Below are 17,113 nucleotides of genomic sequence, written 5' to 3' on the forward strand. Positions count from 1 at the left end.
TTTTACTTTTGTCAATACATGCCAGGTGAATCTCACATACAGAAACGATCGATAGAAGAATTAGTTCAGGAAAACTACGTCTTTGCTGGTGTTTTACACTATTTTGGTATTAGTTTTTACAAGTACGAACAGCAGTCACTGGAGGAGGTTTGTCGTAAATTTAGGGTAAATCCACAGCAGCTAATCAATGAATTAGAGGTATGGGCATGGAGAAAAGAGCCCAGCCAGGATGAGCTTTACCTACGGCCAATCGAAGTACTGGTGGAATACCTCAAGAACAAGCACCATTTTTTTCTACGGCACCAGTTGCCCTTTTTGTCCAATATCATTTCAGGTGTGAAGCTCCCCAACGAATATGCGGGTTTGTTGGCCGATTTGAGGCTGATGTTTCCGTTGTTTGTGGATGATTTTATCCACCATATCCATGAGGAAGAAAGTACGGTCTTTAATAGAATAAAGACGCTGCAAGGAATAGAGGGCAACGGATACCGGTTGGAGGAAGCATTAAAGATCCTCAACAAGCCTTCCATCGCCGGAATGGCACATGACCATGAAGCGCATGATGATGAGATGGAAGGGATCCGCAAGCTCACCAATGGCTATCAGCTTGAAGAAGGGGCACCCACAGCGATCAAAGTATTGTACCATGAAATGCAGGGTTTCGAGAAGGAATTAATCATCCATGCCAGAATCGAGAATGACCTGCTGTTTCCCAAGGCGGTGGAGTTGGAGAAAGAAGTGAAGCGTAAGATTATCAGTACCATAAGAATGAACTAGATGGGGAGGATTTTAGCGATTGATTTGGGAACAAAAAGGACGGGTTTGGCCGTTACAGACATACTGAAGATTACTGCCAATCCTTTGGAGACCGTTCGCACGGTGGATTTGGACAACTACCTGAAAGATTATGTGCAGAAGGAGGAAGTGGAGGCCATCGTGGTCGGATTCCCAAAATCCATGGATGGCAGTGATACCAATATGACCCAGCCCGCCATCCGGCTCAAAGACCGACTGTCCAAAACATATCCTGATTTAAAAATAGTGTTGGTAGATGAGCGGTTTACCTCCAAGATGGCCATGCAGAGCATGATCACCATGGGCAGTAAAAAGAAAGATAGAAGAGAAAAGGCTGGCAACCTGGATAAAATCAGTGCGGCCATCATACTACAAACTTATTTAGACCAACTATGATATATCCGATTATAGCATACGGAAATCCCATACTAAAGAAAGAAGCAGAAGAGATCAACGAAGGAGAGGCTATCAATGAACTTATTTCGGATATGTTTGATACCATGGACAATGCCAGCGGCGTAGGGCTGGCAGCACCACAAATCAACAAAGGTATCCGGCTTTTTGTAATTGACAGTTCACTGATGCTCGATGAGGATAGTGAGGAGCAAGGCTTCCGTAAGGTATTCATCAATCCCATTATTCTGGATGAGTATGGTGATGATTATGGCTTTGAGGAAGGCTGCTTGAGCATTCCTGATGTGAGAGCTGAGATTATCCGCCCGGAGACGCTGACCATTGAGTATTTTGATGAAAACTGGAACCTAAAGGAGGAGGAGTTTTCAGGAATGACCGCACGGGTTATCCAACACGAGTACGACCACTTGGAAGGAATCCTTTTTGTGGATTACATCAAAGGCCTCAAAAAAAGGTTGGTAAAAAGCAAGCTGATCGATGTCAGCAAAGGGAAAATACCAACAGATTACAGCATGATCTACCCAACAAGGTAGCCTGCTTCCGGCTTCAATTCCAATGAGCTTGGTATGGTCAAAAATAGCATTAACTATTTTGTAAAACTGAACAAAAAGTAGGTGAAAGGCCTGCTTTTTTTGTAATATAAAGGCAATGGAAAACCTAAAAATAGCACTTGTTCAGACGGATTTGTATTGGCAAGATCGTGGCGCTAATTTGGCCATGTTGGAGGAGAAAATCTGGTCACTGCAAGGAAAGGTGGATCTTATCGTGCTCCCAGAGATGTTTCCCACGGGATTTTCGATGGAAGTAGAAAAGCTTGGGGAGCCGATGAATTTTACCACCACCAAGTGGCTGCAGCAGATGGCATCCCAAACCAAGGCGGTGGTAACGGGCAGTGTGATCATCAAGGATGGGAAGGATTTTTATAACCGTCTACTCTGGGTGCGGCCTGATGGCGAAGTGTCTTATTATGACAAGCGGCACCTCTTTAGGATGGCAGACGAGGAGCACCATTTTAGTATGGGCACTAAACGTGAACTATTTTCCCTCAAAGGCTGGAGGATCCTTCCCCAAGTATGCTATGACCTTAGGTTTCCTGTATGGTCCAGAAACATTTCCAATAGCAATGGCCAGATGGAATATGACTTGGCTTTTTATATTGCCTCCTGGCCAGCGGCGAGGGATAGTGCTTGGGATGTTTTGCTCAAGGCACGTGCCGTAGAAAACCTTTGCTATACTTTAGGAGTGAACAGGGTGGGGGAAGATGGCAATGGTATCGCCTATTCTGGACACTCTGGCGCATATGATTTTAAAGGCGGTACTATGGCCTTCTCCAGTGAAAAGGAAGAAGTGCTTTTAGTGACATTGGATGCAGAAGCACTGGTTCGCTATAGAGAAAAATTCCCCGCTTGGATGGACGCCGACCGGTTTGAGATTAAATAGGGGATTGATTTTTACCTGTTGTTTCGATAGCTGTCCTGCGGAACTACGAGCATTGAGTTTTTAACTTACTGTCACCTACTCCACGATCAGTTTTTTTGTGGTTCCCTTGCCAGTGTCAGCGGTGAATTGCACAAAGTATATTCCGCTAGCCAAGGTCCTTACGTCCATTTCAGCGGGGGTATTTGCTTCTATGTTAAATTCTTCCACTAGCACTTGCCCCAATGAGTTGACCATTCGGGCCTTGCCGGATTCGTTGCTGAGTAAAAAAGCAGGGCCACTGCTGGGGTTTGGGTAAAGGTTGACCTGAAGCTGCCCATCCACTGGGGGATCGATGCCGTTAGAAATATCTTCCAGCAGTTGCACGCCCCCGCCATTATTGCCCAGTACCAAATGGGTCTTGCCGCCAAATGCCGCTGGTACCGTGGCGATCCAGGTGTTGCGGCCCAGTCTAGTGGTCGTCATGTCGCCGTTTGGCAAGGTAAGGAGTTCACTTTGTGGGCTATTGGAATGAATAAAATCCGGGAGGTAGCCGAGGATGCCGCGTTGGTCAACCGTGTAGAGGTCAAGTCTGCCATTGGAAGGGGCGGATTTGACGGCTAAGTTTCGCCGGGATGGGTTGTCCGAGAAGCCCAAATAGTCCTCGTTTAACAATTCAAAAGTGGGAATCTCATCAAAACTCACCTTGTATCGCAGCAATTCGCCGGTTTGGCGTGCCAGCAACATAAAGTTTTCGCCATTGTATTGGTAATAATCAAAATGGTCATTGGCCCGAAGGGTAATATTAGGGATGTCAACTGGCGTGAGGTCATCTGCTGCACCGCTTTGGGAATAAAACAAATCCCTCGTCAATACGAAATCTTCAATTTTCACTCCTGAAATGAACAGGTGCTGCTGTTGTGCTGCGGAAGTGACTTCCAAGTATTGTAGGTCGGTGAGACCTAGCGAGGAGAGGTTCAGGTGATCGGTATCTGTAAGTTCCATGGTTTCACCATTCCAAGCATAGCTGAACGCTTGGCCGATTGCGGTTCCATTTTGGATGGTGTTGGCTGTTACGATCAGCTGACCGGAGGCGTTGTTGCCTTTAAAAAACGGTCTGGTATTTTCTCCCAGATCTACCATGTCTTCCTGTAGAAATGCAGAAGTCTTCAGCGCGGGGTTGGTTCCTTCCAATTGATAAATGCTTTGGGAAAAGTCAATTCCAGCAGTCAGGCTGGTTTGGGAGCTGTTGGATGAAATCAGGAGATTGTCGTTTAGGTATTGCCCCACATGGAAGATCGGAAAAGTGGGCATCTTTCCGAATCCTGGGATCGAGGTCTCGGCGCTGGTAAATAGGGGAGCGGTGTTACTTCCTTGGTTGGGTAGGTAATAGAGCGTGTTGCATTCATCCTGTCCCATGACCAAGTCCAGGACGCCGTCATTGTTAAAATCCCTAAGGAGAACGGAATGGCCTCCTGAGTGTTTTGTGGAGTTGTTTTCTTGGTTTTGGGGGAGCTTTCTGGAGATCAAGTCTCCGTCACAGGTTCGGCCAAAAGAGAAATCACCACAGCCACAAAATTCAAAGTTGCCCCAGCGTACTTTTTGGGGGGCAAAGCCGTCGACTCCGGGTGAGCCATTTCTTTCTACGCTGGTGTTTTGGTAATACTCCAAGTAATCCCCCACTGCAAAGTTAAAGATCACCACATCCAAATCCCCATCTCCGTCCAAGTCTTGAATGGCCGGTACATCGAGATTGTTCGCTTGGAAGTTGGAGCCATTTTCCAATTTCAAGAAATTCTCGGCGACTTCCCAGCTGGGAAAGGACTGGCCCTGTGGCGTGACATTTCGATAAGCTTTGATCCCAAAGGCGGTGGAGGTGAACAGGTCTTTTTTACCATCTCCATCAAAATCTGCCAGTACCAAAAAGCCACTCACATCTTCTGGGAAAAAGTGGTGCATGTACGGCAGGTGAGTGAAAGTGCCTTCGTTTTGTTCAAAGATTTTGAGGTTACGGGAATTGATGTCCCAGATGACCAGTTCTTCGGTGCCGTTGCCATTCACGTCCATGGTTTGGATCTGTGCTGCATTGATGCCACCGGCAAAGGCCATGGGCAAAGTTTTTCCGTTTTGGTTCACTTCTTTTTCTGTAAAACGGTAGGCTTTTTGTCCCTGGCTGGAAAAAGTAATCAATAAAAGAACAAAAGATAAAAGGTGTTTCATCAATAAATGAAGGTTATACAACTATAGCAAAGATGGAGAAACTTTAGTTTTACGTCTAAAATTAAACGAACAATCTTGCATAAAGATGTAACGGAATCGTTTATTTTGGGTAAAAATTGATTAGTGGGTCTTTTGGGCAGTCAATGGCGACTTGTCTGCAGATTTCACATAAAATAACATGTATACCCGTAATGATGCCAGTAATCGTTTAGCTTAAGAATACTATCTCACGGATGACACAGAACTACGTGGTAGATAGTCAGGTGAATGCGGGATTTTGATACTTTATCTGTGATAATCCGAGAAATTCGTGAGCAACTTTATTACTGGCTAAAAAGAGGATAATCAGGTAAAATAATATAGCATATCACTACAAATGTCTAGCATAGCATCTCTATACACCGTTTACAAGAAATCAACAGGCGTAAGTACGGATACCCGTAAAATAGGAGAAGGCAATCTTTTTTTTGCCTTGAAAGGCCCAAACTTCAACGCCAATTCCTTTGCCGCCAAGGCACTTGAAATGGGTGCCTCTGCAGTCGTGATCGATGAGAAGGAATTTGCAGTGGAAGGTGATGAGCGCTACGTGTTGGTGGAGGATGTACTGGCTGCGTTGCAGGCATTAGCCAATTATCACCGTAAACAGCTGGATATTCCTTTTCTGGCCATCACGGGTAGTAATGGAAAAACCACCACCAAGGAACTGGTCAATGCGGTGCTGAGTAAGAAGTATAAAACCTATGCCACGGAGGGTAATCTCAATAACCACATCGGCGTACCGCTGACCTTGCTGGCCATGGATGAGCAGACTGAATTGGCCATCGTGGAGATGGGTGCCAATAAAATCGGGGATATTGCCGAGCTTTGCGAAATAGCCGAGCCTACCCACGGGCTGATCACCAATATTGGAAGGGCGCATTTGGAAGGCTTTGGTGGATTTGAAGGGGTGCTACGGGCAAAGACCGAGCTGTACCAGTTTTTGATCAGTCATCAGGGAAAGATTTTCGTCAATAGCCAAAATCAAGTCTTGGCCAATATGATGAAGCGGATGGATGATCCTGTGACCTATCCTGCCAAAGGTGATTTTTACCACTGTGAACTGGTGGAGGCCAACCCATTTGTGACGTTCAAGACGGCGGATGGAAAGGTGTACGACACGAAGATGCTTGGTGGGTATAATTTTGAAAACATAGCCACCGCCCTGACGGTAGGGAAGTTTTTTGGGGTGGAAGAAGAAGTAGCTATAGCCGCTGTCTGCCAATACACGCCGGGAAATATGCGTTCTCAGCTGATCGAAAGGCGCAGCAACCTCATCGTACTGGACGCCTATAATGCCAACCCCAGTAGTATGGAGCAGGCCATCAGGACGTTTGGGAAGATGACCGGAAAGCCTCATAAAATGGTCATTTTGGGAGACATGTACGAGCTTGGCGATAACACCGTCGAAGAGCACAAGAAATTGGGCGAATGGGTGAGTGAATATGATATAGACAAAGTGTGCTTTACAGGAGAGCTTACTCAAAATGCCCTGTTGAAGGCGCCAAGAGCATTGTATTTTCCTGACCCCTTCAGCCTTCGCAATTGGCTAGCGGACTCCAAGTTAGAAGATCACCTCATCCTTATTAAGGGGAGCAGGGGTATGAAATTGGAAGGCTTGGTGGAGTTTATCTGAGGGGCAATGCCTGTACCACGGCTACGGGATGCATTCATACCAGCATAACTATGGGGGTTTCCCCCATTCCTTTTTTTATCTAATACACAGAAATTCCAGCTGCTCACCTTCCAGGAAGTCACCGTCCCGTTGGGGGAGTAGCAAAAAGCCATCCGTTTTGGAGAGGCTAAAAAGGTCTCCGGAGCCATTATGACTGAAGGGGTAGGCACGGCCCGTTTTGGCGTCGATACTGACGGACACGAATCGTGATAGATTGGGGTTGCCAGGGATTTTCTCGCCCAAGGTTTTTACCTCCGGTTGAAGGGGCGTTCCCAAGGAGGCGTGTAGCCACTGCTGGAAATAAAACAGGTGATTTACATAAGTAGAAACGGGATTGCCGGGATAGGCAAATACTTTTGTCCCTTTTTCTGGGTGGTGCCCAAACCAAAAAGGTTTGCCAGGCCGCTGGGCTACACGGTGAAAAAGTTTGTGTACTCCCAAATCACTTAGGACATCTGGAATATGGTCAAATTTTCCTTTGGAGACTCCTCCGCTCAATAGCAATACATCGTAGGCATCCATTAAATCGGAAAGTGTCTTTACCAAGGCATCTTTGTCGTCATTGATATGGTACATCTTGCTAAGAATGCCCTCTTTTACAATTGCAGACCAAAGGGTATAAACGTTAGATTTACGGATTTGATGGGGGAGAGGTGTTTGGTCCACTTCTACCAATTCGTCTCCTGTCGAGATGATGGCCACCGAAGGGAGTTTAGCAACTGACACATCTGCTTTTCCCACAGTGGCCAGTATGCCGATGTCAGCAGCGGTGATCAGTTTTCCTTTCGGAATAATTTTTTGCCCTTTTTTAGAATCACTACCGCGATAGTGAACGAAGCGTTTGGCAGCTTTTTCTAATTGAATATGGGCATTTCCGTCCGTGGTTTCGATTTCTTCGTAAGGAATGATCGTGTCGGCGCCAATAGGCAGAATTGCTCCCGTCATGACTTCCAGACAGTGATCAGCGTCCAATAATTCCATTTGGGGTGTGCCAGCGGCTTGGATGCCCTGGATGATATAGGAAGGTTTTATAGGATTGTCCAAATCCCCCAGCCGGATGGCGACACCATCCATCATGACGCGATCAAAAGGCGGAGCATCAAGATCTGTGAAGATATCTTCAGCCAAAAATCGACCAGTGGCACCTGATAGTTTTACTTTTTCTGTGCCGTAAGATTGCCGTTGGCTGAGGACTGACTGCAGTGCTTCGTTGATGGTGATCATGGACTGAATATGTTTTTTTGATGAATCGGGATGCGAAATTCCCTTTGTTTTGGAATACAGGTGTATAGCTACATGATATGATAAGCACTACTTTTTGACAGTGGTGGAGGGGGCTTATTCCCAGCCTTCGGCTTCCAATGCATTCATGCCTCCTTCTAAGTTGTAAATTACTTGTTCAGGATGGAGCGATTGAAGTAATTGGGCGGCACGAAGGCTTCTCATGCCGGATTGACAGATCAAAATAACGGAAGCTTTTTCGTTGATTTCTTGGTGTCTTTCCGTGAGCTGAGCCAATGGGATGTTCTGTGCGTTTTCCAAATGGCCACTTTCAAATTCCCCTTCATTTCTGACATCGATGACTTGCTGCTGTCGGTCTACTTCCTGTTTGGCCCAGAACTCCTCGCTGGTCAACGTGGTGACAGTCATATCAGTGCTGCACATGGGCTGACCGTAGCTGTTTTTAAGTGCCAAGATGGATTGGTTTTCGGGAACCACGGATAGCCCAACTTTAAGATGGGTTTGGGCCAAGGTATCGATGATCAGCAATTTACCACTTAGCGGTTCTCCTATTCCTGCCAAAACCTTGACAGCTTCCAGTGCCTGATAAGTACCGATAAGGGCAGGTAAGATGCCCAAAACACCGTTTTCGTCACAATTTAGAATGGCCGAAGTATTTCCTTCTTCTGGAAATAAACAACGGTAAGTGGGGCCATTTTGGTAATTCATGACACTCACTTGTCCTTCAAAATCATGCAGGGCACCATAAATAAAGGGCTTGTCGAGGATCACACAGGCGTCATTGACCAAATAGCGCGTGCCAAAATTGTCGGATGCATCGACTATAAGGTCGTAGTCAGCCAGTTCGTGCAGCGCGTTTTCAGGGGTCAAAAATTCGCGGATATTGATGAAGCGTGTGGATGGATTCTGTCGCTGCAAATGCTGAATAAGCACATCGGTTTTGTGTTTGCCCACGTCTTCAGGGGTGAAGAGCGTTTGCCGTGCCAGGTTACTTTCAGCTACGGTGTCCTGATCCATGATGGCTATCGTTCCTACGCCGACTCCATTGAGGTATTGGGCCACGGGAGTACCCAGTCCACCTGCGCCGATGATCAGGACACTGGCTGCAGCGAGTTTTTCTTGGGATTCCTTTCCAAAACTTTTTAGCCGTATTTGCTTCTGATAGCGTATTTCGTCCATTAGTTTTCTCCTATTCGTGATTTGGCCATTTCGTAATCTTCCGGGAAGTTGGCATTGAACAGTTCCAGGTCGTTTTCAGGATAGATCAGGTGTACATCTGCATTCATGAGAAATTTTCTTGGGCAGCTTTTTCCTGATTCATTCATGAATTTCTTGGCATCGACCAATCCTTTTGGTTCCCAGATGCCGATCAGTGGCTCTGGAAGCTTGGATTCATGAGTGGCATAGACCGTTGCATGTTTTTGGGGCTGGCGCTGTTTTACCAAAGCCCTGAGACTTTCTTCATGGATATGGGGAAGGTCCACGGCGACCACTAGCCAGGATTTGTCCGGATGCTGGTGGTGAGCGGATAGAATCCCGTTAAGCGGACCCTTAAATTGGTCTTCATCGATGATATGGTTTAGCCCAGAATTGATGATGTTCTCTTGGTCAGCTCTACAGCTGATAAAGGTTTTGGGGCACAGTTCTCTTAGGGTATGGTATAAGTAGGATCGGTGGTTGGTGCGATAATATTGCAGTTCACCTTTGTCTTGCCCCATTCGGCTACTTTTGCCTCCTGCCAAAACAAGTCCGTACAAGTTATCTGTTGAATGCATTTTTTCCTCCTTCTTTGGCCATTAGTTTTGTTTCTGAGATATTGATATCGTGGGTAAGCGCCTTGCACATGTCATAAATGGTAAGCGCCGCCACGCTGGCAGCCGTCAGGGCTTCCATTTCCACGCCGGTTTTTCCTTCGCATTTTACCGTGGCCGTGATTTCCAGCTGCTGATTACCGGGGGTAATGTCCAGTTGGATTTTGCTCAGGGCCAATGGATGGCAAAGCGGGATCAAGTCCGAAGTTTTCTTGGCGGCCATGGTGCCGGCGATGATGGCAGTTTGTATGATGCTGCCCTTTTTGCCCAAGAAGTTATCCTTGGAGAGGTGGTCAAATACTGCCTCTGGAAATGTAACGATGGATTGGGCTGTGGCAGTTCGTTTGGTGACGGATTTTTCAGAAACATCCACCATTTTGGCATTTCCGTCACTGTCCACATGGGATAGTTTTGAGTCTTTCATCCTCCGATCAGTGTCATTGATTTTTTGGTTTCGGATTGGTTTTCGGCTTCATGGCCATCTTTATGCCGGGCTTGAAGTGCGGTGTAAATGCTGAATTTCAGGCCGCTTACTTGATTGCTTTCACGAATAAGTGTTCTGAGATCGATGGACTCAGAGGCATAGAGACAAGTTTGCATTTCACCCTTTGCGGTGACCCTGATGCGGTTACAGGTTCCACAAAAAGTCCTGGTGTAGGAAGGGATGACCCCGAATTGGCCTTTGCTTCCCTCAAGGCGGTAGTTAAGCGAGGTAGAGCTAGGTGGGGCTGGGAGTTTTTCGAATGGGCCAAAATGTGATTTGATATGCTCTAAAATGGCGATATAGTCCCACTTAAGAGTAGATGTGCCATCAGAATGACCATTGAAAGGCATCTCTTCAAGAAACCGAACAGTGATGGGGTGATCTTGTACATAGTGGATAAATGGTATAATGTCCTCGGTGTTTTGACCGTCCATGACCACGCAATTGAGTTTGACGTCAAATCCTTCCTCCATCATGCGTTGGATATTGGTCATGACGATGTCGTATTGGTCTCTTCTGGTGATGGCATTGAAGCGTGCTTTGTCAAGACTGTCAAAGCTGATATTGATCTTGGTGATGCCCAGCTTTTTGAGATGAGGTATATGTGGGCCGATGAGGGTGGCATTAGTGGTGATGGAGATTTCTTCCAGTCCTTCCAGTTTGGCGAGTTTGTCCAAGAAGTCCATTAGTCCTTTGCGGACAAAAGGCTCTCCGCCTGTGATCCGGATTTTGTCCACGCCCATTTCCACAAATGACTGGGAGAGCAGCATGAGTTCGTCCCAAGTTAGCAGTTCTTTTTTATGGGCAAATTGTACACCTTCTTCTGGCATGCAGTACTGACAGCGCAAGTTACAATTGTCTGTGACTGCAAGCCTCAGGTAGTTGATCGTTCTTCCATGATTGTCAATAAGCATGTGGGATGATTTAGGGATGTGCATTGATCCAGGTGCTGTGGTCCTGGTAGGTTTCTTTTTTCCAGATAGGAACGACCTCTTTCAGTCGGTCTATTAGATAGCTGGAAGCAGCAAAAGCCGCATCGCGATGGGCAGATGAGGTGCCGATAAACACCACTGGGTCAGTGATTTTTTTTTCGCCAATGGCATGGATCATGACCACTTTATGAAGGGGCCACTTTTGGCCAGCTTCTTCGGCGAGCTCTTCCATTTTCAATAAGGCCATTTTTTCGTAAGCTTCGAAAAAAAGATGGCTCACTTCTTTTTGGTTGTTCAGGTCACGTACGGTGCCGATGAACGTGCAGATGCCGCCACTTTCTGGATGTATCAAGCGCTGATATCCTTTATTGATGTCGATGTCTTCCTCTATCGTGATATGACGTTCCATAGTTGACTTTTATCCTCCGCTTACTGGTGGTATCAACGCAATTTCATCGTGTTTGTTTACCATTGTTTCCTCACTGGCATAAAACAGGTTGACGGATACTGCCAATGAAGGAAGGTGGACCAACTCAGGGTATTTTTGGAAAAGCAGGGCTTTAAGGTCTTTCACTTTTACAAATGTTTCTTCTACTGGAAAATCAATCATGGCTGATCCTGTGATGTCTTTTGCTGCGCCAAATGTGTGAATTTTCATACCTAGTATTTTATGCGTCTTGTGAGTGGCTGGTAGATGTTCATGTTACCAGTCCACTCGTCTTTAATGATACCTGAAAGGTACAAAAGAAATTTTGAAATACGTAAATATACGTAGTTTTAATTTCCGGCCCGACCGATCAATTGCAGCTTCCTCAAGGTAGGAATAAAATGGTATTGATTACAAGGGGTTAGGTACAAAGATCAAGGTTTCTGTAAATATCAACTATATATAATCGTCTGTAACTCCCGTTCATCTTGACAAGGTTCGCTGGACTGCTTGTCTTTGGTCATTTTGTCACTGACCTGTAGTTAGCTATTTCCTATGTGCTGTTTTAACCCCGGTTCGTCTTCCAGTTTTTTGAGAAGTTCTACCACATTGTTTACCTTCAGCTTTTTCATGATGTTGAAGCGGTGGGTTTCTATGGTACGGATGCTTTTGCCGAGTTGTTCGGCGATTTCCTTATTGCTGGTACCATCAGAGATCATTTTTAATATCTGTTTTTCTCGTTTGGTGATGTCGTAGTCATTGGCAGGAGTGATGCTTTTGGTGGTTTTTTTGTCTTTTACATTCAAGTAGCTTTTTACCAATACTTGACTGATATCTCCACTAAAGTACTGTCCTCCTTGGTGGATGGTACGGATTGCCTTCATGAATTCGTCCTTACTTGTGTCCTTTAGGAGGTAACCGGAAGCACCGCACTCGATGGATTGGAGAATATAGTCTTCATCGTCGTGCATGGAAAGGATGAGGGACTTGGTTGGCTGTTTGCTGCTCGTTAGTTTTCTGGCGGCGTCCAGTCCGTTCATGACGGGCATGCGAATATCGATGATCAGGAGATCAGGTTCTACTTCCTTTACTTTTTCCAGGGCTTCTTCGCCATTGGAAGCTTCGCCAATCACTTCTACTTCACCTTCATTTTCCAAGAGATTTTTGATACCACTTCTTACCACCATATGGTCATCAGCCAATACTACTTTAATCTTTTCCATTCTGCGTATGTTTTACTCAATTAGTCTAGGGGGATATTGATACTGATCGTGGTCCCTTTTCCTTTTTGGGAAGAGATCGTACACTGTCCATTGATAAAGTTAGCTCTTTCACGGATGTTGAACAAGCCGTGTCCAGAAGCGGATAAATGTCCTTTTTCTTCCAGCTTGTCTACATCAAAGCCCTTGCCATCATCGGAAATGTCCACGTTCAGAAACTGGGAATTGTGCGAAAGTGTGATTTTTACTTCATTTGCTTCTGCATATTTAATGGCATTGTTCACTGCTTCCTGACAGATGCGGTATAGGTTGTTTTCTACCTTGCCTTCCAGCCTGCTTAGGAAACCGGTTTGGTTTTCGAAACTTACCTGCAAGTCCGAAAGCTTGGTGATTTCCTTACAGAATTTATTCAGAACAGCCACAATACCATAGTCGGACAGGGCGCTGGGAGTCAGGTTAAAAGAGATCCGGCGAACTTCCTTGATGACGTTCTTGAGAAGGTCTTTGGATGTTTTTAGCTTTTCCCGCTCATAATCTGATTTTACAGAGTGGATGCCTTCCAAGTTGAATTTCATGGCCGATAATAACTGGCCGATGCCGTCATGCATGTCCCGGGATATGCGTTTACGTTCTTCTTCTTGTCCTTCCAGGATAAGGGCTGAGCGAAACTGTTGTTCTTTGACTTTTTTCTCTATCCGCTCCCTGTTGATTTCTTGTGATATGGCCTCGGCTTCTTTCTTTTCGGTTTCATCAGTGGCCACGACCATGAGTGTTTCCACATCACCACTGTCTCCCATGGTGGGGATGATGTTGATTTTTATCCAGACAAAGTCCCCCATGTCATTGACCACTTTGATGTCTCCGGTCCAGGTTTTTCCGGAAAGGGTCATTTTTTGGATGTTGTCAAGGTATTCGGCATTATAGCCTTGCTCTTTGAGCCACTTGAAAATGTTCTTGGGAGTACTGTCAAACTCCATGATTCTTGAAAAATTGTCCGAAAAGTAAAAAAACTCTCCTGAAGGCATGCTCTTGGCGAAAACAGTGTAATCTTCCACGGCCACATCTACCTCCAACAGGTCTTGGTAGGCTTGCTCCAAAGAGTTGTAAAGCGAGCTGATCTCCAAGGTCATCTTACGGGATTTTTGCTCAGACAGCAATAATTTTTTGAAGGTCTTTCTGATGGTTCTCGCAGAGGGGATAAAAATAAAGAAAATCTCAAAAGAGATAACGCCCAATGAAAGTATAAGTAGGAAAATCTCTATGCTTTGAAGGTTGGTTACCTTGGCTTTTGCTTCGTTGTCATACTGAAATACGACCTTGTCCATTCCGGTCAAAAAAGCCTGTTCGTGGTTGATGACTTGACTAATATCATTGCGTAGGCTGTCCGTAGGAAGAGCGAGGTTTTGTTCGAGTTTTTTTATAATGTCTTGGGAAGCGGCGACCATGACTGAATAGTCTTCAGCAATATCAGCAAATAGTCCTTGGATGGTTTTGCTGTTCTTGCCGTTTATGCCAAGGGATTCATTGCCGTATTGAAGGCCTACGTGAGCTTCTTTCCATTCCTCCAAGGAGGACTTGAGGCCTTTAAGATAATCGGCTCTTTTGGTGCTGTTGAGGCTGTCTCCCAGCAAGAGCACATATTTGCTGATCTCTTGGCTGAGCATCCGCTGTCGCCCAGAGAGATTGACCACACCGGAGTCATTTTTTTGTTCACTGATAAACTTCTGTACTAAAATCTGACTGAGGATAATACTCGTAGCAATGGCACAGAGTGCTATCAAGTAATACCTGACCAATTTTCCATATTTTGGTCTGTCTGAAAGGTGGTGGTTTTTCATACTCCGGATATTCTACGCCAAAGTACGTAAATACACTTAAAAATGTAAGTAAACTTTACTTTCTTTGAATCAAGGAGTCTCTGAGCAATAGGTTTCCGTCCAGGTAACTAAGGGTGAGAGAGGAGTCGTTTTCGGTAGTAAAGCTAAGGTGGTTTATGGTTATTTTTATTTTAAGCCCATCTGTATCAGTTGAGTAGGTTAGGTCTGATGCTGGTAGCAAGGGAGGAGGGGAGCTAGCGTCCTTTTGGGTTTTGATCAGTTCTCGCACCAAGGGGCTAAGATCTACATTGGCTGAATGATTGGGGCTTGAAATCGCCAAGCCATTTTTCTGGGCATTGAGTTGGACACTATAATTGGATAAGCCTGCGATAAAAGTGGTGGTGTCTTGGTCTGTGATCTGGATAGGATTGAGGTAATCGTAGCCTCGGATGGTAATGCTGGGGTTGGTACGTTGGTCTGCTTGGAGTGTTATCAATTGCTGTGACAAGGAGGAAGGGGTTTCGGGAAGCCCGAGCGTCTCTAGGTACAGCGTGGAGGGAGCCGTTTTGTTCCATTTGGATTTGTCTTTATTGATGGCCTGCAGGATTTGCTCCAGATCTTGCGAAAACCAAGTTTTCATGGCTTCCAGTCCATGGTGGTTTTCCAGGTACCTTGTGATAGAGTAGATTTCTTTAATTTGCTTATTGTCAATTTGTTTAGGTGTGTTGGTTTTTTTTTCAGGTCTTAAATCCGGCAGCTTGGAAGTATCCCAGTTGACTTCTTGAGTAGCGCGGTCTTCTTCCAGTAGGTGGCTGTCCCGGAGCAATGCTTTTAGCCTTCTGGTTTGGCTTCTTTCACTTACTGAAAATATGCCCCAAGGCCCAAATGATGAAAAAAGAAGTATGCTCGCCAAAGACAACGGAATGAACTTAATACTTTTAAATCCCAGTTTGAAATAAAAGCAGGTCAGTGCTAGCCAAACTCCTAATAGGACGATAAGGTAGCGGTTGATGGTGATTCCGTACTCGCTTATACGAATACCAATGGCGGTAAATAATACGACCACTAAGGGAAATAGGAGGAAGTAATATAACCTGGAGAAGTGACCTATCCATCGATCTTTTTCGTCATCCCTAAATGGGTACAGTAGCAGTACCGTTAGGATCCCCCAAGTGGCTACACCAATAATAAGGTAGGAAACAATGCCCTTTGGCCAGTCCCAAGCCATGATTATTTTGAAGCTGTACCCGTATAATATGAGTAAGTAAAGTAGCAATAGGCTCAAGAGGATGTATTGGCTAAAGATCTTTAGCCCTTTGGGGTAGTTGACTTCTTTGTCGATCAGGTTTAAATTGGATGGAATGCCGGCCAAAAAGAACCATGTATTGAAAATCCCAATAATCAATACAAAGAGCTGTAAATATAATGCCTGATCAAATTTCACCTCAAAGAGCAGGTGAAGCGCCGTCATCGCCAATAATATCCCTAAATAGAGCACCGCAGAATAGAACAGGGCCGTTAAAAGACGCAAGAACAAGATCTTATTATAGTTCCAAAAAGCAAGGGTGTGAATGTTTTTTAAGTAGGGAGCAAATGAAGCCAGCAAATGGATGATGACGCTAAAAATGGCAAAACGGTAATAGGGCATAGCAATACTTTCAGTACTACTCCCGTCCGGCAAGGAAAAGTAAACCCAGCCCAAGAAAATAATCCCTAAAACTTGGTTGACGATATTAAAAGGAGAAGGGATCTTTTTCTTCTCATTGAAGATACTGATACAGAAAAACAAGGAAACCCCCAATGCTGCAGTGAGCATCATGTTTATGACAGGGAATGCATTGCTAAGCCTGCTTTCGTTTTCGATAAGGTAATTTCCCGTAGAAGCAGCTACAATTGCAGAAAGTAACGCTAATGGGAAGCGCATAGCTGCTTTCAATGCAAAGGTATTCAAATAGCTTAACGAGGGGAGATTAATCATGTTGTGGTGAATAAATCAGCTTCGCAAGATAGATGAAAATACGTTAAAAACGATTAAAATGTTAAATATGTGTTGAAATATGTACTTAGTCACCAATAAAAAAGCAGGGTTCATCAACCAAACCCTGCTTTAGTAAAACGAAAATAGGTCTACTACTAATTGTTGTCTTCGATGTTGAGATGACAGAACGATTTATACCATGACCTTTCACTCAATTTTTCAACACCTAAACCTTTTAATCTCCCGTCTTATTCTTCAAATCCTACGTAAACATAGTTTTCCTCGACTTTTACTGGATAAACGGCAATGTCACAGGTGTCTCCATTGATGTTTTTGCCTGTTTTGAGGGAGAAGTTCTTTTTGTGGAATGGACAAGCCACTTTAGGTTCACCTTCAGTGGATCCGATCATGCCACGGCTAAGGATCATTTGCATTTTGTGGGGACAAAGGTTCTGGCAGGCATACCATTCATTTCTTCTGGTGAAGTTAAAGATGGCGATCTGGAGATCTTTGTATTTTACACAAGCTCCACCATTATCTGGAAATGCACTCACTGGAGCCGCCTTGAACCAAGTGGTGACCTTAGTGGTGTCGGTAGTTTTATATTTTTCCAATTCAGTTAACATAACTTCTTGTATTTATGGTT

At 45.0% G+C, this 17,113-nt stretch carries 17 protein-coding genes; 5 read left to right on the plus strand and 12 right to left on the minus strand.

Going from position 1 to position 17,113, the window contains the following annotated elements:
* Positions 1-18 precede the first annotated feature (18 nt).
* From DN752_RS15400 to DN752_RS15415, 4 genes are all read left to right on the plus strand, one after another.
* Positions 19-777 carry a hemerythrin domain-containing protein gene (locus tag DN752_RS15400; RefSeq protein WP_112784770.1) on the plus strand — a complete coding sequence of 253 codons (759 nt, stop codon included), beginning with the start codon at positions 19-21 and terminating at the stop codon, positions 775-777.
* On the plus strand, positions 778-1,191 hold the full coding sequence (ruvX, locus tag DN752_RS15405) for a Holliday junction resolvase RuvX (protein WP_112784771.1): 414 nt from the start codon (positions 778-780) through the stop codon (positions 1,189-1,191). It abuts the gene before it with no gap.
* Entirely contained in the window at positions 1,188-1,742 is a 555-nt protein-coding gene (gene def / locus DN752_RS15410; RefSeq protein WP_112784772.1) for a peptide deformylase, read from the plus strand. Before ruvX ends, def begins: the two co-directional genes overlap by 4 nt.
* A gap of 115 nt (positions 1,743-1,857) precedes the next feature.
* Positions 1,858-2,649, plus strand: coding sequence for an amidohydrolase (locus DN752_RS15415; protein WP_112784773.1), 792 nt, complete (start codon positions 1,858-1,860; stop codon positions 2,647-2,649).
* Positions 2,650-2,724: 75 nt separating this feature from the next.
* Here the strand turns inward: DN752_RS15415 and DN752_RS15420 are convergent, their stop codons facing one another.
* Positions 2,725-4,845: a T9SS type A sorting domain-containing protein gene (locus DN752_RS15420; RefSeq protein ID WP_112784774.1), complete on the minus strand. Its 2,121-nt coding sequence runs from the start codon at positions 4,843-4,845 to the stop codon at positions 2,725-2,727.
* A 376-nt stretch (positions 4,846-5,221) separates the two neighbouring features.
* On the opposite strand from DN752_RS15420, the gene DN752_RS15425 reads away from it, so the two are divergent.
* Positions 5,222-6,517, plus strand: coding sequence for a UDP-N-acetylmuramoyl-tripeptide--D-alanyl-D-alanine ligase (locus tag DN752_RS15425; protein WP_112784775.1), 1,296 nt, complete (start codon positions 5,222-5,224; stop codon positions 6,515-6,517).
* A gap of 75 nt (positions 6,518-6,592) precedes the next feature.
* Here DN752_RS15425 and DN752_RS15430 read toward each other — a convergent pair whose 3' ends face one another.
* The 11 genes from DN752_RS15430 to nirD all read right to left on the minus strand — a co-directional run bounded on the left by DN752_RS15430 (position 6,593) and on the right by nirD (position 17,093).
* On the minus strand, positions 6,593-7,780 hold the full coding sequence (locus DN752_RS15430) for a molybdopterin molybdotransferase MoeA (RefSeq protein WP_112784776.1): 1,188 nt from the start codon (positions 7,778-7,780) through the stop codon (positions 6,593-6,595).
* 114 nt (positions 7,781-7,894) lie between these two features.
* Positions 7,895-8,977: a HesA/MoeB/ThiF family protein gene (locus DN752_RS15435; protein WP_112784777.1), complete on the minus strand. Its 1,083-nt coding sequence runs from the start codon at positions 8,975-8,977 to the stop codon at positions 7,895-7,897.
* Positions 8,977-9,573 (minus strand): NTP transferase domain-containing protein, encoded by a 597-nt coding sequence (locus DN752_RS15440; RefSeq protein ID WP_112784778.1) that lies wholly within the window; start codon positions 9,571-9,573, stop codon positions 8,977-8,979. Before DN752_RS15440 ends, DN752_RS15435 begins: the two co-directional genes overlap by 1 nt.
* Entirely contained in the window at positions 9,557-10,033 is a 477-nt protein-coding gene (moaC, locus tag DN752_RS15445; RefSeq protein ID WP_112784779.1) for a cyclic pyranopterin monophosphate synthase MoaC, read from the minus strand. Before moaC ends, DN752_RS15440 begins: the two co-directional genes overlap by 17 nt.
* Positions 10,030-11,007, minus strand: a complete 978-nt coding sequence (gene moaA, locus DN752_RS15450; protein WP_112784780.1) for a GTP 3',8-cyclase MoaA — start codon at positions 11,005-11,007, stop codon at positions 10,030-10,032. The genes moaC and moaA overlap by 4 nt, the downstream gene beginning before the upstream one ends.
* A gap of 10 nt (positions 11,008-11,017) precedes the next feature.
* Positions 11,018-11,434, minus strand: a complete 417-nt coding sequence (locus DN752_RS15455) for a molybdenum cofactor biosynthesis protein MoaE (RefSeq protein ID WP_112784781.1) — start codon at positions 11,432-11,434, stop codon at positions 11,018-11,020.
* Positions 11,435-11,443: 9 nt separating this feature from the next.
* On the minus strand, positions 11,444-11,683 hold the full coding sequence (locus tag DN752_RS15460) for a MoaD/ThiS family protein (protein ID WP_112784782.1): 240 nt from the start codon (positions 11,681-11,683) through the stop codon (positions 11,444-11,446).
* Between the two features lie 311 nt (positions 11,684-11,994).
* Positions 11,995-12,675, minus strand: a complete 681-nt coding sequence (locus DN752_RS15465; RefSeq protein ID WP_112784783.1) for a response regulator transcription factor — start codon at positions 12,673-12,675, stop codon at positions 11,995-11,997.
* A 20-nt stretch (positions 12,676-12,695) separates the two neighbouring features.
* Complete coding sequence (locus DN752_RS15470) at positions 12,696-14,510, minus strand: sensor histidine kinase (protein WP_112784784.1); 1,815 nt, start codon at positions 14,508-14,510, stop codon at positions 12,696-12,698.
* Between the two features lie 55 nt (positions 14,511-14,565).
* Complete coding sequence (locus DN752_RS15475) at positions 14,566-16,467, minus strand: DUF4153 domain-containing protein (protein ID WP_112784785.1); 1,902 nt, start codon at positions 16,465-16,467, stop codon at positions 14,566-14,568.
* 248 nt (positions 16,468-16,715) lie between these two features.
* On the minus strand, positions 16,716-17,093 hold the full coding sequence (gene nirD / locus DN752_RS15480) for a nitrite reductase small subunit NirD (RefSeq protein ID WP_112784786.1): 378 nt from the start codon (positions 17,091-17,093) through the stop codon (positions 16,716-16,718).
* Positions 17,094-17,113 lie beyond the last annotated feature (20 nt).

The organism is Echinicola strongylocentroti, from assembly GCF_003260975.1.
Taxonomy (GTDB): Bacteria; Bacteroidota; Bacteroidia; order Cytophagales; family Cyclobacteriaceae; genus Echinicola; species Echinicola strongylocentroti.